This is a genomic window from Mangrovibacterium sp., assembly GCF_041596335.1.
GTDB lineage: Bacteria > Bacteroidota > Bacteroidia > Bacteroidales > Prolixibacteraceae > Mangrovibacterium.
This window is the reverse complement of the sequence record NZ_JBFHIT010000001.1, coordinates 14,479-36,833: the sequence shown is the minus strand read 5'-3', so window position 1 is coordinate 36,833 and position 22,355 is coordinate 14,479. Positions and strand designations below refer to the sequence as shown.

The following is a 22,355-nucleotide window of genomic DNA, read 5'->3' as shown; positions in this document are numbered from 1 at the left end:
GTTTCACTAACGATCTTATTCATAGGGAATAGGATCTTCTTTTAATAGTGGGTTTTGATCAACTTCTGAAGTAGGAATGGCAAATTTTACACGGTCGCAACTGAATTTTTGAGGCAAAAAAGTATCACCATCATATCTTCCTCTTTCAACATTACTCAAGTAGCTTTTCGCGTCTTCTTCGCCAAGTATGCGAACCAGGTCATAAAAGAACAGGTGTTCGAATGCAAACTCAATTCTTCGTTCCTGCAGTAGTTCATCTTTGGTTACACTCGATTTTGTTGCAAGACCTGCTCTGTTCCTGATTTGATTGAAGTATCCTACAGCAGTCTGATCCGAGGTCGAGCTGCCGCTGCCAATCATCGCTTCAACGTACATCAACAATACATCTGCATAACGAATGATGTAGGTATTAATGCCGGTTGACATGAATCCGACATTATCATCGTCAGGACTTCCAACTACATACTTTTTAATACCAGCATTTGTTTCTGAAGAGTATTTATCAAGCGAAAATGTGAAACCGCCACTGCCCGACAATAATTGAGGGTAAAAGTCGCCGTCTTCCATCAATATTTCTTTTTTACGGAGGTCGCCATTTTCAAACGCATTAATCAGATCGATCGATGGTTTAGCCATTCCCCAACCATCACCAACGGTGGTAATGTCGCCTGTTACGGCAAAAAAGGCCTGGTGCGTATTTTGTGTTGCCCATCCCTGGTTAGCAACCCATTGCCACGCAAAAATCGATTCCGAACTGTTGTTATTCGCTGTGTAGAATAGGTCTCCATAGTTGTCCAGCAAAGAGTATTTTTGAGATGCAATTACCTCCTGAAGTTTGCTTTTAGCCGTATCGAAGTTTTTCTGTGTCAAATAAACCTTTGCCATTAAAGCTTTGGCGGCCCACTTTGTTACACGTCCTTTTTCGTTTCCGGTTCTTTCATCGGGCGAGTTTGCTTCAGCATATTCCAGGTCGTTTAAAATGAACGTATAAATATCATCTTCAATAATTCTCGGAACGAGTGGGTTTGCTGCAGCTTCTGCTCCATCGTCAATAATTGGCACCGAACCAAATAGTTGAACCAGATAGAAATAGGCGGAAGCTCTCATGAATTTGGCTTCTGCAACACATTGGTTTATGACGTCCTGATCGACTCCATAATTGCCAGCCACAGGGGGGAGGTTATTTATAATGTTATTCGAATGAGCTACGGCAGCATAACATGCGCTCCATGCCTCAAAAGTGCGAATGTTGTTTTGGGCAACGGTGTAGTTTTGAAAATTGATAACTTCATCGCTGCTTGTGTACATATTGCCCGAGTAGACATCTCCGATCGCGAATGATGCTTTATCGTTAAAGTTAAACCATACGAAGCCATAAAGGGATGCAGTTGCCTGCAAACATTGGGTTTCCGTTTTAAAATAGCCGTCCAGTGTTAATTGATCTTCCGGTACAACGGTCAGAAAATCATCACATCCTATGAATAATACAATAAGCGTTAATGCACTTATTAATGATCTTATTTTTTTCATAAATCTGTTTTTCGATTTCATTTTTTCAAATTTTCATTAAAGTGTTACATTCACACCAAACATAAATGTACGTGGTAGAGGAAATCTTCCGTTGTCGACACCAGTCAATAACGCATCCTGATTAAATGAACCTACTTCCGGGTCATATCCGCTGTATTTTGTAAACGTATGCAGGTTCTGAATTTTACCATATACTCTAAAGCTCTTTACCGGTGTTTTCGAGAGCCATGTTGTTGGGAGTTGGTATCCAAGTGTTATATTACTAATTCGTAAAAAGGAGCCATCTTCAATATATCGGTCCGAAATCCGTGCATTCTGATTTGGATCAGACTGAACCAGTCTTGGCATGTTAGTTTCCGTATTTGTAGGAGTCCATCTGTTAGTAACTGTCTTTAGTTGATTGACATAAAGGTTGGTCATCCCCTCTGTTCTGATTCGTTGGAAGTTGAATACATCGTTTCCGTATGAGCCATTCGTGTAGATCGCCAAGTCGAAGTTTTTGTAATTGAACGAGTTTATGAACCCGAAAGTGAAATCGGGGTTTGGATCGCCGATATACGTGCGATCTAAATCATCAATTACATCGTCTTCGTTAATGTCTTTGTATTTAATGTCACCGGCCCAAGTCCCGTTTAACTCGTTAACCGTTTTTTGAACAGGGCTGCTAGCGACCTCTTGCGGCGTTTGGAAGATGCCTTCTACAACGTAACCGTAAAACTGGCCAACTGGTTTGCCTACAGCTGTTTTTGTTACAAAGTCGTACCATTGTACTTTGCGATATAAAGCTGCATTATCTAAGCCAAGTGACGTGATTTTGTTTTTGTTTTTTGAAAACGTAAGAGTCGTACTCCATTTAAAATCCGGCTTTGAGATATTGATCGTACTTAATGTAAACTCAATACCGGTGTTTTCCATTTCTCCAAGGTTTGAGTATGGAGGTTGTATTCCCTGCCACCCTTGGCCGATACCGGTTAAAGTTCCCAGGTAATCAGGTACAGGTTGTACGAGCAACATGTCTTTCGTGAACTTTTTATAAAATTCAGCCACGAATTCAATTCTGTTTTCCAGAACTGCCAGGTCGAAGCCAATATTTACCTGGGTAGTTGTTTCCCATTTAACATTCGGGTTGGGAATATTATTCAACAGAAATCCGCCACCGAACGCTGTAGCTCTCACCTGCAACGACGATCCGTAGCTGTAATTTCCAATCGCGTCGTTTCCAACCTGTCCCCATCCGGCCCGAACTTTCAAATTGTCTAACCAACTGGTGTTTTTAAGGAATTCCTCTTGCGTTGCTCTCCAAGCCAAGGCGAAGGAAGGGAAGTATCCCCATTTGTTATTTGGGCCAAATTTGGATGATCCATCGGTTCGGTATGTCGCTGTAAGCAGGTATTTTTCGTTATAACTGTAGTTAGCCCTTCCAAAAAATGAAACTTGGGTGTTGCTGCCTGCGTGGCTGTCGGCAAACTGATCATCAGTTCCGCCAGCTGCGAGTTCCCTGATGTCATTCGATACGAAATCTTGTCGTTGGCCAATCAGGTTTTCGTAGCGAGCCCGTTGCGACTCCTGACCCAGCATCACTTTCACTTTGTGTGCCCCAAACGCTTTGTCGAAGGTCAAATAATTCTTTTGGATCCAATACGCGTTATTGCTAAACTGACGACGTGACTTTGCAACCGTGTTGGTGCTGACACCCCATTCGTAAGTTGGCAAAAAGCTATAGTTGTTGTCAAAATTGAGGTCGGTACCGAATTCGGTCCGCAAGTTTAAACTCGGTAATATGGTTATGTCGGCATAAGCGTTTCCAAGAATCCTTGTTCTTACGATATCATTGTTAATCTCGGTCGCTTTGGCTACCGGGTTAGTACCTGCACTCAGGTCAGTTTGATTTGGACCTGCCCATGAACCATCAACACCGCGAACTTCCTGATACGGCGACATTAACAAGGCACCGGTAATTACGCCATCATCAGAGTCGGTTAAGTTAATGGTTTCATCAGTTCTACTGGCAGATAAGTTGACGCCCAGGTTTAACCATTCTTTTGCTTGAGATGAAACATTTACCCGACCGGTAATCCGGCTATAGTCTGACCCCAGGACTAATCCTTCCTGGTCTTTGTATCCTCCTGATATCGAATATTTTGTTTTTTCATTACCACCGGATACAGAAACGTGGTGTTCTGAAACTATTGCGCTACGAAATAGTTCTTTTTGCCAATCGGTACCATTTTGCGGAACAAGGCTAAGATCTGAAAACTCAGTGCGTTGTCCGATGTAACCCAATTCGGCCAGTTCGTTTTGATACTCTGCAAACTCTTTTAAGTTCATTACATCCAGAAATTTAGCAACTGTTTGTACGCCATAGCTAAAGTTATAGGCAATTACAGCGTCGCCTGATTTCCCTTTTTTTGTTGTTACCAAAACAACTCCATTGGCTCCTCTTGAACCATAAATTGCGGTAGAAGATGCATCTTTTAAAATTTCAATGGATACAATGTCGGCCGGGTTAATCGTTGACAATACGTTGATAGCCGTTTGTCCGTTACCCCCTCCGGCCCAATCGAAGCCGGCAGTTGTGTTGGTTGCGTCCGAATTAACCGGAACCCCATCAATTACATATAACGGTTCGTTGTTTCTAAGGGAGTTTGCACCCCGGATACGGATAGATGTGGCAGCACTTGGAGACCCCGAATTTTGAGTAACCTGTACACCCGATGCTTTTCCTTGAATGGCCTGGTCAAGTGAGTTTACAACTTCTGCCTTTAGAGCATCCTCGTTGATTGATGTAACTGCTCCTGTCAGGTCACTTCTTTTCATGGTACCATAACCGACCACGACAACATCTGATAATTCTTCAACGGCGACCTTAAGCTGTACATTAATTACATCCCGGTTACTAATTTCGATTTCTTGCGTGGTATACCCAACAAACGAAAACCGGATTGTACTGTTAGCTGACGCATTGATGGAATACATTCCATCGATGTTTGTTACTGTTCCAACGGAGGTGCCTTTAACATACACAGCAACTCCAGGAAGCGATTCACCCGTAGAGGAATCAGTAACGATACCTTTTACGGCATTCTGAGCAAAACAGGAATTAGTAGCGACCCAAAAGAGTAGCACTAAAATCCCCAAAACAATTTGTTTTGTTTTTCGGTAACTTCTTACCAAAGGAGAACAATGATTCTTGTTTCTTTTCATAAAGGTTTAATTTTTATTGTGGTTTAATTAAAGGCACCAAAAAATTCATCCATTTCATTTTTATAGCGACCGTTTAATAATTGATAAAATTAGGTGATCGGTTACACCAACGTCTGTTCTTTCATATTCGATCCATGACTGTTTTGTATAGGCAGATGCTAATCTGTCTATTTCATCCTACCATTTTGTCTATCGTCGATTATTTGCTTGCGGAAAGGTGGTGAAATACAATCGTAGTTGGAAAGCTCAGCCAAAGAGCGTTGAACGCGGTTGGTTCGTTTTTGACGGTATTTTTTTTAATGTAATTGAGTCTTTTTACAACGAAAATTCAGGCAGAAAACCACTTCATGAACCTCGGTGTTCGGTGATGGGAATTTACCGATCAGTGAAGAATCAAAATTATTAACTAGTTTTATGTTTTGAATGTCGATAAAACAATACCAACGTAGGATGGACTATCCGGAAGAAACTTCAACAAATTCCAGGTGATGCGATTTTATCAGTCTTATAAGTATTTTATGACAGCGCTTTGGCTGTTTTTTAGTGTCACAACAGCCATTTGCAATACCTCGGCTGTGCAGTTTCGAAGTATTGATCGTGAAAAGGGCTTATCAAACAATCAAGTCAATTGTTGCTTCAAAGACAGCCAGGGATTTATGTGGATTGGCACGATGTCTGGTTTAAACCGTTACGATGGAACCGATATTAAAATCTATGAGCATAATCCACAGGATTCATTGTCGCTAAACGATAATTTTGTACTGAAAATTATTGAAGATAAAGATGGGATTTTGTGGGTGTTGTCCCGGAATAGTTCGTTGTGTTTCTACGACCCGAAAGCGGAGTCGTTTACTCGTGATTACAAGGCATTGACCCAAAACATATCGATTCCACGCAACAGTATTTCTGATATTTTCACCGACCGTGATAAGAATGTTTGGGTGACGAATGAGTTTTTTGGTGTTTATGTCTATAACGCAGCTAGTGATTCAACGGTATGGTTGAGCCATTCGCCTTCCGATCCCCATTCAATTTTATCAGATCAGGTTTCTTCTATTGCTCAGAGCTCAACAGGCGATTATTGGCTTATTAATAAGCACGGAATACTGGAGCGTTTAGATCAGCACTCGCTCAAAGTTGTTGAACGAACTGCTGTTTTTGAAGGATTAATTGAAGACAGCGGAGAGAATTTTCGGATTTTTATAGACAAGGACGACGATATCTGGGTCTATTTAGAAAGCAATAGCCTTGGGGTTACTTGGTATAATCCAAAGTCGAAGGAGCAAATAGTTTATAACTCCGGAGGTTCAAACCGAATAAATAATAACACGATAAAAGGAATCGTACAAGATTCACAAGACCGGATTTGGATTGGAACAGATCACGGCGGGATCAACCTGGTAGACAAACAAACCAGAGCAATTAGTTCTGTTACACATGCCAAGGGAATTGCTAATGCATTGCCGGATAACAGTATAACGACGTTGTATGCTGATGATTCCGGAATTGTTTGGGTTGGAATGTATAAAAACGGGCTGGCTTATTATCATCCCGATTTCTTCAAGTTTAACCTTGTCCGAAATAATCCTTTTGATATTAATAGCTTGCCATTCGACGATATCAATTGTTTTTCCGAAGACGAAAATGGGGATCTCTGGCTTGGCACGAACGGCAATGGGTTAGTTCATTATAACAAGAATACAGGTTTGTTCAAAAGCTATCAACACAACCCGAACAATCCAACCAGTATTAGTAGTGATATCATTATTAGCATGCTCTACGATTCCCAAAAGCGGTTGTGGATTGGGACTTATTTTGGCGGATTAAACCTGTATGACAACGGTAAATTTCATCACTTCAAACACGATATTCGAAAATCAACCAGCCTGTCAAACGACCGGGTTTGGCAAATTTTTGAAGACTCAGATTCAAACATCTGGATTGGCACACTTGGTGGGGGGATTGATCTGTTTTATCCGGATATTAAGACGTTCGTAAATTATAAATCCAGCGATATTAACTCCGTTCATTCTGACTATATTTTCTCGATCGAGGAGGATCATCAGGGAAATATCTGGATTGGAACGGTAAATGGTGTCGATTATTTAGATAAAAAGACCAAGCGTTTCTACCGGTATATTAATCATCGCGAACACCCGAATAGTCTTAGCGACAACAAAGTGTTGGTTGTCAAGACCGACAACAGGGGGTGGTGTTGGATTGGGACTAGCAACGGCCTTAATTTATTCAACCCGGAGCAAAACAACTTCAGGGTTTTTACTAAGCAAAACGGGTTGCCGGATAACTCAATTTTAAGCATTGAGGTTGATGGCCTGGGAAATTTGTGGATAAGTACTCCCAAAGGATTGTCAAAAATGACTGTCGCAGATGTAAACAGCCTTAGTGATTTTCGTTATTCATTTCTGAATTTCAATAAATCTGATGGGCTGAATAATACCCAGTTCAATGAACGTTCGTCATTGACAAGTAAAAACGGGCAACTCTTTTTTGGAGGTTCAAATGGCTATATTTCTTTTGATCCTGATGAAATAAAAGATTTAAGTGAAGAGAAGCCGGTTGTCCTAACCAAATTCGAATTGTTCAATCAAGACATCCAAGCAAACAAGTCTGTAAACAACAGAATCATTATTCGTGAATCTATTTTATTTGCAAAACAAATAAACCTGAAACATGATGAGAACATCTTTTCGATCGGTTTTATCGCTCTTGATTTTTTCCACCCGGAACGCTTGAAATACCAATACAAACTTGAAGGGTTTACCGATGAATGGTACTCCGTTTCTCCTAATTCGCACAAAGTTACATTCACCAATTTGAATCCCGGAGAATACACCTTCAGGGTACGAGTTTCAAAAGATGAAGCAAATTGGACTGAAAATGAAACCAAACTGGTCATTAATATTTTGCCCCCTTTTTGGGCCACTAACTGGGCAAAAGCACTTTATGTAATTGTAATCGCTTTTGTTCTGATCGCACTTCGGAAAGCGATTATCGTAAAGGAGCGAACAAAAAACCAAATCGAAAATGCGAAACAGGAAGCCATCAGAAGACAAGAGATTGATCAAATGAAGATAAAGTTCTTCACCAATGTCAGTCACGAATTCAGAACCCCGTTGACATTAATTCTTTCCCCGGTTGAAAAGCTGATTGCGGATGTAAAAGACCAAGCACTCCTTTTGCAACTAAAAATGATCGAACGAAATGGGAAAAGGCTATTGCAGCTTGTTAATCAACTACTCGATTTCCGAAAAATGGAGGTCAATCAGCTGACTCTAAACTTGAACTTTGGTAATATAATTCAATTTATAAAAGACACATCCGATTCATTTAAAGATATTTCCGAAACAAAAGGGATCAGTCTGACTTTCAATTCCAATATCGCGAATTACAATACATGGTTTGACCACGATAAGCTGGAAAAAATAATCTTCAACTTGCTTTCAAATGCGCTGAAATTCAGTTTAGAACATGGGCAAATAAACGTATCGGCAACAATTCTTTTACATCCGGATGCGTCATATCCGAATGATGGTAAACTGCTGAGATTGGAAGTGGCAGATACTGGTATTGGTATTTCTCCGGCAATACTTGATAAGGTATTTGATCGCTTCTTTCAGGAAGAAGATACCGCTGCTGTTATTCAGCAAGGAAGCGGAATCGGCCTGTCACTATGTAAAGAATTTGTGGCGCTGCATGGTGGCGAAATTTTCGTAAAAAGTAAACTAAATGAAGGCAGTATTTTTACTGTTGAGATTCCACTCAGGTCCCAACAGATTAAAGAAGAAGCTGCCTTTGACAATGAAAGCCACTCGAACGATACCGAGGTGCTGCACAGTGATGGAGCTGTTGCTCAAACAAAGAATAAGAAGCGTATTTTGTTGGTAGAAGACAATGAAGATCTGCGCTTTTATCTCAAAGAAAACCTCTCAGCCAAGTATGAAATTGCCGAAGCAAGCAATGGGAAAAATGCCTGGGAATATGCCCAAAAGCATTCACCAGACCTGATTGTGAGTGATATTATGATGCCTGTAATGGATGGGCTTGAGCTATTAAAGAAAATAAAGAACGAAGTGCAGACCTCTCATATCCCTATCATTCTTCTTACGGCTCGCCATTCAAGAGTACAGGAATCTGAAGGTTTGGAAATTGGCGCCGACGAATACATCACCAAGCCATTTAGCTACGAAATTTTGGCTTTAAAAATCAAAAACCTGATTAAATCACGAGAGGCAATACAACAAAAAATTGGTAAAACGCTGGAGATTAAACCCTCCGAAATTGGAGTTACATCGCTGGATGAGAAAATTTTTCACAAAGCGATAGATGTTGTTGAGAAGAATATAGGAAACGCCAATTTCAATGTTGAACAATTGGGGCAAGAACTAGGCATGAGCAGAGCGCACCTATACAACAAGTTCATAGCAATTACGGGCAAAACACCAGCCGAATTTATTAAGATAATGAGATTGAAAAGAGCAGCACAGCTGATGGAAAAGAGTCAGTTGTCGGTTTCCGAAATTTCGTTTGAGGTTGGCTATAACGGGCCTCGATATTTCTCGGCACATTTTAAAGATCATTTTGAAATGTCGCCATCAGAATACATAAAGTTACACAATCCAAAGAACTGAGCTCTTCCTACCACAAGGTATAAAAGTTGTTCCAAACCATAGTCAGCTGCTCATTTCTGTTGTCTTACGCTAACCTCTGTCGTGCGTTGAGTGAAATTTGAATGAATTCAAACAACATTTTCACGTTAAAAAAACGCTGAACCCTTTATAAACCCTTAGAAATGAGAATGGGTATCATGTGACTGATACCCATTGGTGACCCCACCGAGACTCGAACTCAGATCGCAAGAACCGGAATCTTGTATTCTATCCATTGAACTATGGGGCCAAAGGCGATGCAAAAATAGTAAAACATTCCTTTTTTCGATACAAAATATAAAAAACTTAAAATTTGATTATTTAGCTCTGCTTTGTTAATAATTCTGACAATAGGGGGTAACTAAGACCGTGGAAATAGTCTATTTTTGTCCATAATTGCGAATTATACGATATGAATCAAACGACGATTGAAGAAGGAAAGAAGTTTTTTGAGCAAACTGCGAAGGCTTATATTAAAGCATCGGATTTTGCTGTGGCTGAAAACTTGCAAATGAAGAAAGATCATTCGCTGCGCGTTGCCGCGAATTGTGTGTACTTGGGCAATGCACTTCAGCTTGACGAACAAGAACTTAATACCGTTGAACTATTGGGGCTGCTGCATGACGTAGGGCGGTTCATTCAATTTGAAAAATACCAACATTTCGATGATTCCAGATCCGAAGATCATGCTGCTTTAAGTCTACAATTGATTGCGGAGCAGGATTTTTTCAAGAACATGGATGATTCTGAGAAGTCGTTACTGGTTGATGTAATTGGAGGGCACAACAAATTTGTTTTTGCTCCAGCCAATGCAAAAGCAAAGAAATTTGGTCAAATACTTCGTGATGCCGATAAGATGGACAATTGGGAGTTGGCTGTTTCGCTCCTGAAACGAGATGGAACGTTCAGCCTTCCGAGTATAAATTACAATTTACCCAAATTCCCTGGGCCGAACGAAACGGTGCTAAAAACTGTTTTGGCTGGCAAATCGGTGTTGAAAAAGGACTTGCAATCACTGGCCGATTTTAAACTTTTTTTGATGTCTATGGTTTATGATCTAAATTTCAAAGCCAGCTTCGCATGGGTCACCGAAAAGCAGTTGATCAAGAAAATCTACGATAGCCTCACTAAAGGAGATAAGGTGATCGATGCTTATCGGAAAATTCGTTTGCACATCGAGAATCGTTTGTCGGGCGAATAACTTTGAAGCTGGTTGAAATAGAATGTATTAGCAAAAGAACTTCACAGAATGAGCAATCGGTTGGTATGTATTTGTAACATGGTTTCGGAGCAGGAAATCATTAATGAGTTGAAAAAAGGCGCCTTGGATACATCGGATATTCAGTACGCCACGCGAGCTGGAACAAGTTGCGGGAAATGTTTGATGACCATAGACCAGATTGTTGAGGAGTATCATGCGAGCCAGCCGCAAGATTCTCAGGGTAGGTTGAATCTTTGACTTTACGAATCATTATAAATAAATGCACTGAATCTTTCAGTGTTTTTTTTTACACGATCTCTTCCAGTGCTTTCTGGATTGTTGGGTATTGAAAGACGAATCCGGCTTCGGTTAATCGGGTTGGATACACTTTGGGGCCTGATAATATAAGATGCGAAGCTTCTCCGTAAAGTAACTTTAATGCAAAAGCCGGAACCGGAATGATGGCTGGGCGCTTCAGCCGTTGTGCCAGCGTTTGGGTAAACTCAGTGTTGGTTGTTGGCGTAGGAGCAACCAGGTTGTAAATGCCTTGAAGTTCGGGATTTGATATCGCAAATTCAAATGCAGAGACTAAATCGTTGATATGGATAAAAGAGAAGGCCTGTTTCCCCGAACCGATTTTTCCACCCAATCCACATTTAAAAACCGGAAGAAGTTGCTTGATCGTTTGTGCGTTTTTACCCAAGACCACGCCAATTCGAAAAATCACGCGTCGCATTGTTTCCGGAAGCGACTCAGATGCTTTTTCCCAGTCGCGTACTACTGTTCCGGTAAAGCCCTGATCCATTAATGTGCTGCTTTCATCGTGGGTAATGCCACTTTGATAAAGCCCCGTGGCCGATGCCGAGATGAATGTTCGGGGCCGATTACCGACCGGCAGTTGGCGAATGGCATCACTCAGGTTCAGCGTCGTATCCACCCGACTGGCGTAAATAACTTGTTTGGTAATCGAGGTCCATCGCTGCATAATCGGTGCTCCGGCTAAATTAATCACAACATCGGCACCACTTATGTGCTGACTTAAAACCGTTGCGTCACCGTATAGCAGTGAGCGATCGATCGAACTGATTTCATGCCCTTTTTTGATGAGCGATTTACTTAACCGTTTGCCTAAATATCCGCTGGCGCCAGTGATACAAATTCTCATAGTTTATTATAATTGAGGTACTAACATAGAAGACAATTATTTTTTTGAAAAGTTTTGTCTGAAGCTTAAAATTCATGAATAGTTTTGGCGTTTATTGTATAGTTTTACTCTGTTTTAAAAAATTTAGCTGTGTGATGAGTGATGAATGTGCTTGCTTTCCAGCAGAAATCTGATTCATTAGATGAACTAAGTTAGTTGAATACGATTGCGATAAAATGGGCATGAATTGTCAAATCGGGTCGTTTCCTGTATAATAAAACAGATGAACAGTGCTTCGAAATTGAAGCCATGTAAAACAATAAAAACGGAATACCAAAGGGTCAGTGACCTCAAATTTTAAACTATGCCTCCAAGAAAATCTGCTGCAAAACCTAAAGCTAAAACGAAGTCGAAACCAAGAGCTAGAACCAGAAAAAAATCAGCGAAGAAGTCGGGTGCGGGACGGACGTTCCTGCGGATTACCTTTCAGCTGATGGCCGTTGGCATCATTCTGTTTGCGTTGTTTTTTACGGCTGTTTACTTAGGCTTTTTAGGATATGTGCCAAGTACCTCGCAGTTGCATGGGGTTAAAAATCCACAAGCATCCGAAGTGTTTTCAGCAGAGGGAAAGTTATTGGGTCGATATTATGTTGAAAACCGAAGTAATGTTCGGTACGATGAAATTTCGCCCAATGTAATTCATGCACTTGTAGCAACCGAAGATTCACGGTTTTACGAACACCGTGGAGTTGATGAAGTTGCTTTGTTACGGGTGCTGGTAAAATCGGTGCTAATGCAGGATCGAAGTGCCGGTGGAGGTAGTACGCTAAGTCAGCAAATCGCAAAAAACTTATTTCCGCGCAATAATATTGGTGTTTTCTCGATGCCGGTTAATAAACTGCGCGAATCGATCATTGCATATCGTCTGGAGCGGATTTATACCAAAGAAGAAATTCTCACACTTTATCTAAATACCGTTCCTTTTGGCGAAAATATTTTCGGAATTGAAGTGGCGGCAGAGCGGTTCTTCAACAAAAGCCCGAAGAGTTTAACCGTTGATGAGGCAGCGGTATTGGTCGGCATGTTGAAAGCCAACAATTATTACAATCCTCGTTTGCATCCCGAGCGATCGAAAGAAAGGCGGAATGTAGTGATTGGACAAATGGTGAAAAATGAATTTCTGACCGAAGCTCAAGGGCTGGCTTTTCAGTCTAAACCTTTAACGATTCGTTATACACGCATTTCGTACAATGAAGGGCCTGCTCCGTATTTTTTAGAAATGTTGAAACCAGAGCTGCTTGATTGGTGTAAATCGAATACTAAAGAAAACGGCGATCCATACAATCTGTACACCGATGGGCTGAAAGTAAAAACCACAGTTGAATACAATTACCAGTATTTTGCAGAGCAGTCGGTGAAAGAATACATGAAAAACCTTCAGAATGTGTTCAATCAGCATTGGAAGGGGGCCGACCCTTTGGCTCGTAAGCCCAACATCCTGCAACGAGCCATGAAACAGTCGGAACGTTACCGCAAGATGAAAGCTGCCGGTAAATCGGAGGATGAAATTAAGGCCGCCTTCAGCAAAAAACGAGAAATGGTTTTGTTTGATTGGGCTGGCGATAAGCCGGTTACGCTCACTCCGACGGATTCGTTGAAACATTATCTGCGCCTGCTCAATGCCGGTTTTCTTGGTTTGGAACCATCAACCGGAGAAGTAAAGGCCTGGGTTGGAGGTATTGATTTCCGATATTTTAAATACGATCACGTGAATGCCAGTCGACAGGTTGGTTCAACGTTTAAACCTTTTGTGTATTTATCGGCGCTCGAGAATGGACTTAACCCGGACGACTACTTTTCAAACGAACGGAAGGTTTATTCAGAATATCAGGATTGGTCGCCGCAAAATTCGCACGATCATTACGACGGTTACTATTCGATGCAGGGAGCACTGGCGCAATCAATCAATACCGTTGCCGTTGAAGTGCTAATGCAAACCGGTATTGATGAAGTGATCGAAACAGCTCGCGAGTTGGGAATTAGCACCAAGTTGCCCGAGTTCCCGTCAATGGCTTTGGGGGTTGCATCAATTAGTCTGAAGGAGATGGTTTCAGCCTATGCCACTATTTTAAATGATGGAGTTTACATTGAGCCGCACTATTTGGTTTCTATCGAAGATCCGAAAGGCAAAGTTTTGGCCCGATTTGAAAAACCACAGCCTATAAAAACGTCGCTCGACCCCGAGAATTGCCGCATGGTTGTGCACATGTTGGAGTCGGTTATTTCGCAGGGAACCGGATCATCAATCCGTTCGGTATACAAAGTAGGTGGAAATTTTGCGGGAAAAACCGGAACAACTCAGGATCATTCTGATGGCTGGTTTATGGGGATGACTCCAAACCTGGTAACCGGCTGTTGGGTAGGAGCCGACGACCCGGGCATTCATTTCCGGACAATTAAATACGGACAGGGAGCCTATATGGCGTTGCCAATTGTTGGCAAATTCTATTCAAAACTATACAGCGACCCGCGCTACCGGCGACTTCAGTACAGTTCGTTCCGGGCCCCTTCAGATCGGTTGTTGGCAAAACTGGATGTTGAACCATTCCAGGATCAGATGCAGCCAGAGACGATTGGCGATGTGATTGGGAGCATCTTTAAAAAGAAGGATAAGGAGCATGAAGTGGTTGAAACAAGCAGCCAGAAGAAGGATAAGAAAAAAATTTGGGAATCAATCAAAGATATCTTCAAAAAGAAAAAATAGATTCTTAACTTATCATCTTTTCCGGACTATCTAAACCTAGAAAAAGATGCCAAGCACGCTCTCGTATGCAGCCCGATTTCACCGATGGAGACTTCGTCGTATTAGCGAACGAAAGTTTGTCGTGCTGCTTAGCGTATTAATTGGCATTATTGTCGGGTTGTTGGCTACGGCGTTAAAAAATGTGGTTTGGAAGTTACAGGATTTGGTAAATCTGGTTGTTGAGGAGAGCGAAGGAAACTCGATTTATTTTATCCTGCCTATTGTTGGAATTTTACTGACTGTTCTGGTGATCCGTTTTTTGGTACGCAGTCCGGTTCGGCCCGGAATTCCGAACGTTTTGCACAGTATTTCACAACGTAAGGGCGAGCTGAGCAAGCATAATCTTTACAGCTCCATGTTAACCAGTGCCCTCACCGTTAGCTTTGGCGGATCGGTCGGGCTCGAGGGGCCAACAGTGGTGTCGGGCGCTGCCTACAGTTCGGTTTTGTCCCGGCTTTTTAATTTGGACTACCGGAATACGATCCTCTTGTTGGCTTGTTCGTCGGCAGCGGCAATGGCCGCGATATTTAAGGCACCAATCGCGGCAATTGTGTTTGCGGTTGAAGTAATCATGATCGATTTAACGACTTTCTCACTGGTGCCGCTTTTGCTCGCCTCGGCTTCAGCGGTTATGACTTCGTATTTCTTTATGGGCCATGATGTACTCTACCCGTTTGATGTTAAAGTAACTTTTGTTGTGAAGGATTTGCCTTACTACATTGCTTTGGGAATTCTGTGTGGAGTAGTCTCTGCCTATTTTACAAAGATTAACATTTTTATAACAAATCGTTTTGACCAAATTGGAAGTATTCAGACCCGCCTGATCTACGGTGGGTTATTGCTTGGTTTGCTGGTCTTTTTGTTTCCGTCACTATATGGCGAAGGATATTCTGCAATCAACGCCTGCTTGTCAGGTAACTATAGCTATCTGTTCAATAATTCAATCTTTTTCACCTTAAAAGATCATTATATTGTTATGGTCATGTTGTTGATCGCCATTAGTTTGATGAAGGTCGTCGCGACTTCTTTAGCACTGGGAAGTGGTGGTGTTGGTGGGATTTTTGCACCAACGCTTTTTACCGGAGTAAATGTAGGAGCGGTGTTTGCAGTAATTGTGGATCGTTTTGGCAGTCAGCATCTTGATAAGAATAACTTTGCACTTATTGGAATGGCTGGCCTCATCGCCGGTGTCTTGCATGCTCCGCTAACAGGTATCTTCCTTATTGCCGACATATCAGGTGGCTACCTGCTGTTTGTTCCGCTAATGATAACAGCAACATTTTCATTTATAACGGTAAAGGCTTTTGCCCCCAAGTCGGTTTATCACTCACAACTGGCAAAACGTCGGGAGCTGATGACACACGATAAGGACAAGAATATACTTCAGATGATGGATGTCGCGAAATTAGTTGAAACAGATTTTGTTACTTTGCACCCCAATGCCACACTTCGCGATCTGACTGAGGCAATTTCCATCGCTCACCGAAATCTATTTCCAGTTGTTGATGAGAATGGTTTCCTCAAAGGAATGGTGAAGATGGATGACATTAGGCATTTAATTTTTAAACAGGAATTGTACGACACGATAAAAGTAAAAGAGCTGATGTATCTACCCGAACATTTTATTTCAACAAGCGACCTGATGGAACGGGTTGTTGAAAAATTTGAAGCTACTGGTCGTTATAATATTGCTGTGATCGATGAAGGAAAATATGTTGGTTTTATTTCCCGGGCAAAAGTATTTTCTTCCTATCGGAAAAAAATGAGTCACTTTTCATATGAATAAGATTATATAAACATGAAGGTATTGAAAACCAAATTGTTGGTCGTATTCGGCCGGATGGCCGATTCGAAAAAAGTATATTGGTTGAGTTTGATGATTGGGATTGTTTGTGGCACAGCTGCATTGGTGTTGAAAAATCTGATTCATTTAATTGGCGAAACACTGGTTGGTAATTTGAAAAGTTCGGATGAGAATTACTTGTTTCTGGCATTCCCGCTGATCGGGATTAGTATCACTGTTTTAATTGTTAAACTGTTGGTGAAAGATGACTTGGGGCATGGTGTGTCCAAGGTGTTGGGAGCCATTAGTTTAAATAAAGGGAAGTTGAAGAGCCATCATACCTTCTCGAGTATGATCACCAGTAGTTTTACCATTGGTTTTGGTGGATCGGTTGGAGCCGAGGCTCCGGTTGTACTAACCGGTTCAGCGATTGGATCGAACCTGGCCCGATTTTTTAAACTTAGTCACTCGCAAACCATGCTGATGCTTGGGTGTGGCGCAACAGGCGCGATTGCCGGAATTTTCAAGGCTCCATTGGCGGGGATCGTCTTCACACTGGAGGTTTTAATGCTTGACCTGACAATGGCCTCGCTATTGCCTTTGTTGATTTCCGGGATTTCAGCGGCAGTGTTGGCTTATTATTTAATGGGTGACGAGGTGTTGTTTAAATTCGAACTGGTCAATTCGTTCGATGCCGGAAATATTCCATTCTATCTCATTCTGGGCGTTTTTTCCGGTTTTATCTCACTTTACTTTACCCGAATGACGATGTACATGGAACGTCGGTTCAAGTTAATCCGCAAACCTGCTACAAAAATATTGATCGGAGGGCTGGTTTTGGGGCTGTGTATTTTCTTCTTCCCGCCGCTTTGGGGCGAAGGATATCACAGTATCAATAAGATATTTAATGGATTAGGTCCTGATTTGCTGGATAATTCATTGTTCTTCAATTTTAAAAACTCACAATGGTTCATTGTCCTGTTTTTGCTAATGCTGGTTTTTGTTAAAGTGATCGCCATGACAGCAACGACAGCCAGTGGCGGGGTAGGAGGTATTTTTGCACCAACGTTGTTTGTTGGAGCCATTGGGGGCTATTTTGTTGCCAGTTTTTTTAATTTAAGTCTTGGCTTGAATCTGCCTATCGATAATTTCGCGCTGGCCGGAATGGGAGCCATGATGGCCGGGGTGATGCACGCGCCTTTGTTGGGAATCTTCCTCACAGCCGAGATCACGGGTGGATATCAGTTGTTTTTTCCTCTAATTATTGCCGCAATTGCTTCGTATGTTACGATCATGAGCTTCGAGCCTTACTCAATTTATACCAAAGCATTAGCGCGGAAAGGCGAGTTGGTTACCCATCATAAAGATAAAGCAGTTTTGCATTTTATGGCTGTAAATGAATTGATTGAGAACGACTTTGCGATTGTGTCACCTGAGGCGACACTGGGCGATTTAACAAAAGTAATTGCCAAGTCGAAACGAAACCTGTTTCCGGTTGTCGATGATGAGGGCATGATGCAGGGCATGATAAAGATGGACGATATTCGCGAAATTATTTTTAACCACGAGCTGTACGATCAGGTTTATGTGAAAGATTTGATGTACATGCCCGAACACTTTATCTCGCCAAGAGATACCATGTTGAAAGTGGCCGGAAAATTTGAAAGCAGTGGTCGTTTTAACCTGGCTGTACTAGACAATGGGAAATATCTGGGCTTTATTTCGCGGGCAAGAGTTTTCTCGAATTATCGGAACTTTGTAAGAACGCTTTCACACGATTAGTCGAACTATCGGTTGAACGTTGGATAGCAAAAAAATAAAAACAGGGGCTCGCGAACACCATTCGCGGGCTTTTTTTTAAGCCATTCGTTTCAAAAACAGGCTGTAGATAGCTATAAAAAGTAAGGTGAAAATGGTGTTTGTACTCGAAAAGGCATGACTGCCGATATAAATCAGCGGCAAACCCCAAAGAGAAATTTGTGCTAATAAATACAAATAAAAACCGGTTTTTTGGGTGTTCCACATTTTCACAATTCCTATGGCTGATACACAATAAATAGAACCGAGTGCCAGCATATAAAATCGGCTGATTAATTCAGGTGTTTCAGCATTGGTGAATTTTTCAATAGAAGGAAGTGCTTTTTCGTAGAACAGAAACGCTGCAAAATACATTACAGCTGCCAATCCACTTCCAACGGAACTTAAAACGAGTGCTGAACTTAGCAAGAGTGGGCGTTTATTCATTGTCATAGCCTTATTGTATCCAAGATTCTGCTAAAGTCAGATAAAAAAAAGAAACCTCCAAATTCAATTGAAGGCTTCGTAAATTAGCTGCTTCGGTGAAAGCATTAAATTGACATCGCTTTCGAGAACCTCAAAACTACCGGTTCAACCAGTCGCTCAAAATCAGCGTAAGCCATTCGGATAAGTTCGACGTGCGTACCTGCATTAAAGCAGATTTCTTCATCTTCTCTTAAGCTTTCAGCCACATAAACTTCCATGTCGTACAGATTTCCAAAAGGAGGCATGGCGCCTACTTCGCAATCTGGGAACATGTTTTTAAATTCCATTTCGCTGGCAAGTTCTACCTTTCTGGCTCCGCTTGTTTCGCGAAGCAAACGAAGGTTAATCATGTAAGATGCCGGAAGAACGGCCATCGCCATTTGTCCGTCAATTTTTACAATCACTGTTTTTGCGATTTCTTTTCCCGGAATATGGGTTGTAGCAGCAATCCGTTGGGCATTGTATGCCAGCGAATGACGGATGGTGATGTATTCAATTTTATTCCGGTCCAGAAATTCTTTAAGTTTTTTAATTGGCATAGTAGATCATTTTTCAACTTAAAAAAAATAGATGTTGTTAACATCAGGCAAATGTATTTTAGCACAAAATGGGACCATGCCCGGAGCAAAAATACCGGAAGAGGGTACTTTAATGTACGTAAACTTTTGGGAAAAGGATAGCTGGAGCGTACGGCAGATTTTCGAATTTTGCTTATAAAACACTTTCAGCACGATGTTTTAAATCTTCAGTTCATCTGGTTGAATAGGTTAATTTTGTAGCAAAGTAGGCGTAGCGCCTATCAATATGTTGGTCAGTGTAAAGGAATCGAAAAGGTTTGTAAAATTCAGCGAATGTTGATTTCTATTGTTTTCGGCTACAGCCAAAAAAGTTTACCTTTGCGCCTTTAGCAAACCTCGTTTTAAACACGTTATCCGTTGGAGCGGATAATCGACTGAAAGAATATTCAAAATTTGAACATATACCAGATGAAAAGAGATCAATTAGTTTTTGACATTATTGAAAAAGAACGCCAGCGCCAGCTAAGCGGAATTGAATTGATTGCTTCTGAAAACTTTGTTAGTGAGCAGGTTATGGAAGCTATGGGTTCTGTTATGACCAATAAATATGCCGAAGGTTATCCGGGCAAGCGCTATTATGGTGGTTGCCAGATTGTTGATATGACGGAGCAGTTGGCTATTGATCGTTTAAAAGAGCTTTTTGGTGCTGAGTATGCAAATGTGCAGCCCCACTCCGGAGCTCAGGCTAACGCAGCTGTGTTAAGCGTGATTTTGAACCCGGGCGATAAATTCCTTGGTTTGGATTTGTCTCATGGTGGTCACTTGTCGCACGGTTCGCCTGTGAACTCTTCAGGTATATTGTATCAGCCAATAGCTTATCATGTGAAAGAAGATACCGGCTTGGTTGATTACGACGAAATGGAAGCGTTGGCCAAAGAGCACAAGCCAAAACTGATTATTGGTGGTGCATCGGCTTACTCGCGCGAATGGGATTATGCCCGGATGCGTAAAATTGCTGACGAAGTTGGAGCAATGCTGATGATTGACATGGCTCACCCCGCGGGCTTGATCGCTGCCGGTTTGCTCGAGAATCCGGTAAAACATGCTCATGTGGTGACATCAACAACCCATAAAACCCTGCGCGGACCTCGTGGTGGTATCATCCTGCTGGGCAAAGATTTTGTAAACCCATTTGGATTCAAAACACCAAAAGGTGAAACGAAAATGATGTCGGCAGTATTGGATTTCGCTGTTTTCCCCGGACAACAAGGCGGACCGTTGGAACATGTGATCGCATCAAAAGCGATTGCTTTTGGCGAGGCACTCGATCCTTCTTACAAGGTGTATCAAGCACAGGTGAAAAAGAATGCTGCAGTTATGGCGCAGGCATTCATCGATAAAGGATATAAGGTAATTTCAGGCGGTACCGACAACCACAGTATGTTGATTGATTTGCGTACCAAATTTCCTGATCTTACAGGTAAGGCTGCTGAAAATGCCTTGGTTCTGGCAGATATCACGATTAACAAAAATATGGTGCCTTTCGATAGTCGCTCACCTTTCACTACTTCAGGCTTGCGTGTTGGAACTCCGGCGATTACCAGCCGTGGTTTAAAGGAAGATGCGATGCCGGTAATTGTGGAACTGATTGACGAAGTTCTGAGCGATCCAACGAATGAAGCCGTTCTTGCATCGGTTCATAAACGAGTGAACGTGATGATGAAGGATTTACCATTGTTTGCCTGGTAATTTTCTGATAATAGATTTATCGAAGCTGGATGAAAAGCCGATTACTGAGCGTGTGATCTACTGATTTTTATCAGGATTCTATTCGCTGAAGCTTTTTATCCAGCTTTATTGCAAAAAAAAAAACCGGCCAATTGCCGGTTTTTTTGTCCACCTATTTGTGTTATTTCTGTTTTTGCTCCGCTTCAGTTTCTTTGGTCGAAACTTCGGATTTCGGTTTTTCGGGATCGAGTTTATTGAGGAACAGATTGACAATTTGGGTCGAAGGTAATCCATCTGAATTATCAGCCATGTTTGAACACAAACTAATGACCAATTTCTTATCCGGGAAAACAGCAAGGAATGAAGTTCCGCCGATGGTGTTTCCTTGCAAAATATATACTTTGTTGCCCTTTTTATCGTTGAAGATTGACCATCCGAACCCGATGTTGGTGTGGTATCCGGTTTTCAGGTTGTTAGGGGTTAGGATCAAGTTGTAAGTTTCTTCCGTAAAGAACTCCTTGTTCATGATCATCTGTCCCAGTTTGTTTAAATCGTCAGCCGTAGATAAGTATCCGTATGCCGGAGCAACAAATCGTGAATCGATTCCCGGCGCATTGGCAACTTGAGCGATATAGTTGGTTGTATACGTTGCTGATCGATCAGGAATCACGAAAACAGGATTGTCGGCAACCGTTTCATTCAGCCCCATCGTGTCGAGCAGCATTTCCTTCACTAATATCGGATAGCTTTTGCCTTCGACTGTTTCAGCCAAAATGCCTAGCAGGCAAGTACCATAATCAGATATCGCGTAGTAGTTATTGGGTGGAAAGGCCAGTGAGTCGTCAGCCGATGCATGGACATATTCCTTCAGTGTTTTGTAGTTTTCTTTGTTGTAAACGATGTCGTTTGACGTTTGTGGAAATCCTGCGGTATGATTTCCCAGGTTGCGAAGTGTGAAATCCCATTGTTTCTTAGGGTAATTCGGCACATAGGTATAGAACGAGCTATCAACATTCACTTTCCCCTCTTCCTGTAATTTTGCCACCAACATAGTCGCAAATACCTCCGAGCTTCTTCCAATCCGGTATTTTGTTTCCGGGCGTGCCGGAACATGTAGTTCTTTGTTGGCATATCCCATGCCTTCAGACCAAACTGTCTTTCCATCAATTGAAACGCTAACCGATGCTCCGGGAGCTCCGGTAATCAGGTAAAGCCGAAGGGCGTCTCGGCCGGCAATAATTTCATCTTTGTAATCCCGATCCAATACCACACGGGAGTCAGATTTACGGTTATTGCAGGAATAAAAACTAAAGAAAATTAGAACAAAGGGTAAAATTGATTTTAAAGGTAAAAACTTCAATTTCATACGTTTTCTTTTCATTTTGGATTGTTGTCATTTGGATTTTGTTGCAGTGTCGAAAATAGTAAAATGTGGGCTACCGTACCGTATCTAAATTCTTAAAAAAAATTAATAAAGTAGGCACTTAGCAAAAA

The 22,355-nt window shown here is 41.7% G+C and carries 13 protein-coding genes and 1 tRNA gene; 7 read left to right on the top strand and 7 right to left on the bottom strand.

Annotation, left to right across the window (positions count from 1 at the left end; translation table 11 throughout):
* Nucleotides 1-15 precede the first annotated feature (15 nt).
* Both ABZD21_RS00115 and ABZD21_RS00110 read right to left on the bottom strand, forming a co-directional pair.
* Nucleotides 16-1,530: a RagB/SusD family nutrient uptake outer membrane protein gene (locus ABZD21_RS00115; protein ID WP_372771904.1), complete on the bottom strand. Its 1,515-nt coding sequence runs from the start codon at nt 1,528-1,530 to the stop codon at nt 16-18.
* A 36-nt stretch (nt 1,531-1,566) separates the two neighbouring features.
* Nucleotides 1,567-4,734: a SusC/RagA family TonB-linked outer membrane protein gene (locus ABZD21_RS00110; RefSeq protein ID WP_372771903.1), complete on the bottom strand. Its 3,168-nt coding sequence runs from the start codon at nt 4,732-4,734 to the stop codon at nt 1,567-1,569.
* Nucleotides 4,735-5,222: 488 nt separating this feature from the next.
* Here ABZD21_RS00110 and ABZD21_RS00105 point away from each other — a divergent pair, with 488 nt between their 5' ends.
* Nucleotides 5,223-9,383 (top strand): two-component regulator propeller domain-containing protein, encoded by a 4,161-nt coding sequence (locus tag ABZD21_RS00105; RefSeq protein WP_372771902.1) that lies wholly within the window; start codon nt 5,223-5,225, stop codon nt 9,381-9,383.
* 193 nt (nt 9,384-9,576) lie between these two features.
* Here the strand turns inward: ABZD21_RS00105 and ABZD21_RS00100 are convergent.
* Nucleotides 9,577-9,651 (bottom strand) — tRNA-Arg (locus tag ABZD21_RS00100).
* A gap of 162 nt (nt 9,652-9,813) precedes the next feature.
* On the opposite strand from ABZD21_RS00100, the gene ABZD21_RS00095 reads away from it, so the two are divergent.
* Together ABZD21_RS00095 and ABZD21_RS00090 are read left to right on the top strand one after the other, a co-directional pair.
* Nucleotides 9,814-10,602, top strand: coding sequence for an HD domain-containing protein (locus tag ABZD21_RS00095; protein ID WP_372771901.1), 789 nt, complete (start codon nt 9,814-9,816; stop codon nt 10,600-10,602).
* Between the two features lie 48 nt (nt 10,603-10,650).
* Nucleotides 10,651-10,860, top strand: coding sequence for a (2Fe-2S)-binding protein (locus ABZD21_RS00090; RefSeq protein WP_372771899.1), 210 nt, complete (start codon nt 10,651-10,653; stop codon nt 10,858-10,860).
* Nucleotides 10,861-10,909: 49 nt separating this feature from the next.
* Here ABZD21_RS00090 and ABZD21_RS00085 read toward each other — a convergent pair whose 3' ends face one another.
* Nucleotides 10,910-11,767, bottom strand: a complete 858-nt coding sequence (locus ABZD21_RS00085) for a TIGR01777 family oxidoreductase (protein ID WP_372771898.1) — start codon at nt 11,765-11,767, stop codon at nt 10,910-10,912.
* A gap of 343 nt (nt 11,768-12,110) precedes the next feature.
* Between ABZD21_RS00085 and ABZD21_RS00080 the strand changes: the two genes are divergently transcribed.
* Genes ABZD21_RS00080 through ABZD21_RS00070 form a run of 3 tightly spaced genes read left to right on the top strand, consistent with a single transcriptional unit; the run spans nt 12,111 to nt 18,114 of the window.
* Nucleotides 12,111-14,510: a penicillin-binding protein 1A gene (locus ABZD21_RS00080; RefSeq protein WP_372771897.1), complete on the top strand. Its 2,400-nt coding sequence runs from the start codon at nt 12,111-12,113 to the stop codon at nt 14,508-14,510.
* A 46-nt stretch (nt 14,511-14,556) separates the two neighbouring features.
* Nucleotides 14,557-16,335, top strand: coding sequence for a chloride channel protein (locus ABZD21_RS00075; RefSeq protein WP_372771895.1), 1,779 nt, complete (start codon nt 14,557-14,559; stop codon nt 16,333-16,335).
* 12 nt (nt 16,336-16,347) lie between these two features.
* Nucleotides 16,348-18,114 carry a chloride channel protein gene (locus ABZD21_RS00070; protein WP_372771893.1) on the top strand — a complete coding sequence of 589 codons (1,767 nt, stop codon included), beginning with the start codon at nt 16,348-16,350 and terminating at the stop codon, nt 18,112-18,114.
* A gap of 75 nt (nt 18,115-18,189) precedes the next feature.
* Here ABZD21_RS00070 and ABZD21_RS00065 read toward each other — a convergent pair whose 3' ends face one another.
* Both ABZD21_RS00065 and ABZD21_RS00060 read right to left on the bottom strand, forming a co-directional pair.
* A complete protein-coding gene (locus ABZD21_RS00065; RefSeq protein ID WP_372771891.1) occupies nt 18,190-18,582 on the bottom strand; it encodes a hypothetical protein in 393 nt (130 codons plus the stop codon).
* A 98-nt stretch (nt 18,583-18,680) separates the two neighbouring features.
* Nucleotides 18,681-19,154, bottom strand: a complete 474-nt coding sequence (locus tag ABZD21_RS00060) for an aminoacyl-tRNA deacylase (RefSeq protein WP_372771889.1) — start codon at nt 19,152-19,154, stop codon at nt 18,681-18,683.
* 447 nt (nt 19,155-19,601) lie between these two features.
* On the opposite strand from ABZD21_RS00060, the gene glyA reads away from it, so the two are divergent.
* Complete coding sequence (glyA, locus tag ABZD21_RS00055; protein ID WP_372771887.1) at nt 19,602-20,882, top strand: serine hydroxymethyltransferase; 1,281 nt, start codon at nt 19,602-19,604, stop codon at nt 20,880-20,882.
* A gap of 160 nt (nt 20,883-21,042) precedes the next feature.
* On the opposite strand, the gene ABZD21_RS00050 is transcribed toward glyA, so the two are convergent.
* On the bottom strand, nt 21,043-22,227 hold the full coding sequence (locus ABZD21_RS00050) for a serine hydrolase domain-containing protein (protein ID WP_372771885.1): 1,185 nt from the start codon (nt 22,225-22,227) through the stop codon (nt 21,043-21,045).
* Nucleotides 22,228-22,355 lie beyond the last annotated feature (128 nt).

Excerpts from the sequence above, each read along its gene's own strand:
- ABZD21_RS00115 (WP_372771904.1), bottom strand. The coding sequence starts at position 1,530 with ATGAAAAAAATAAGATCATTAATAAGTGCATTAACGCTTATTGTATTA.
- ABZD21_RS00110 (WP_372771903.1), bottom strand. The coding sequence starts at position 4,734 with ATGAAAAGAAACAAGAATCATTGTTCTCCTTTGGTAAGAAGTTACCGA.
- ABZD21_RS00105 (WP_372771902.1), top strand. The coding sequence starts at position 5,223 with ATGCGATTTTATCAGTCTTATAAGTATTTTATGACAGCGCTTTGGCTG.
- ABZD21_RS00095 (WP_372771901.1), top strand. The coding sequence starts at position 9,814 with ATGAATCAAACGACGATTGAAGAAGGAAAGAAGTTTTTTGAGCAAACT.
- ABZD21_RS00090 (WP_372771899.1), top strand. The coding sequence starts at position 10,651 with ATGAGCAATCGGTTGGTATGTATTTGTAACATGGTTTCGGAGCAGGAA.
- ABZD21_RS00085 (WP_372771898.1), bottom strand. The coding sequence starts at position 11,767 with ATGAGAATTTGTATCACTGGCGCCAGCGGATATTTAGGCAAACGGTTA.
- ABZD21_RS00080 (WP_372771897.1), top strand. The coding sequence starts at position 12,111 with ATGCCTCCAAGAAAATCTGCTGCAAAACCTAAAGCTAAAACGAAGTCG.
- ABZD21_RS00075 (WP_372771895.1), top strand. The coding sequence starts at position 14,557 with ATGCCAAGCACGCTCTCGTATGCAGCCCGATTTCACCGATGGAGACTT.
- ABZD21_RS00070 (WP_372771893.1), top strand. The coding sequence starts at position 16,348 with ATGAAGGTATTGAAAACCAAATTGTTGGTCGTATTCGGCCGGATGGCC.
- ABZD21_RS00065 (WP_372771891.1), bottom strand. The coding sequence starts at position 18,582 with ATGACAATGAATAAACGCCCACTCTTGCTAAGTTCAGCACTCGTTTTA.
- ABZD21_RS00060 (WP_372771889.1), bottom strand. The coding sequence starts at position 19,154 with ATGCCAATTAAAAAACTTAAAGAATTTCTGGACCGGAATAAAATTGAA.
- glyA (WP_372771887.1), top strand. The coding sequence starts at position 19,602 with ATGAAAAGAGATCAATTAGTTTTTGACATTATTGAAAAAGAACGCCAG.
- ABZD21_RS00050 (WP_372771885.1), bottom strand. The coding sequence starts at position 22,227 with ATGAAATTGAAGTTTTTACCTTTAAAATCAATTTTACCCTTTGTTCTA.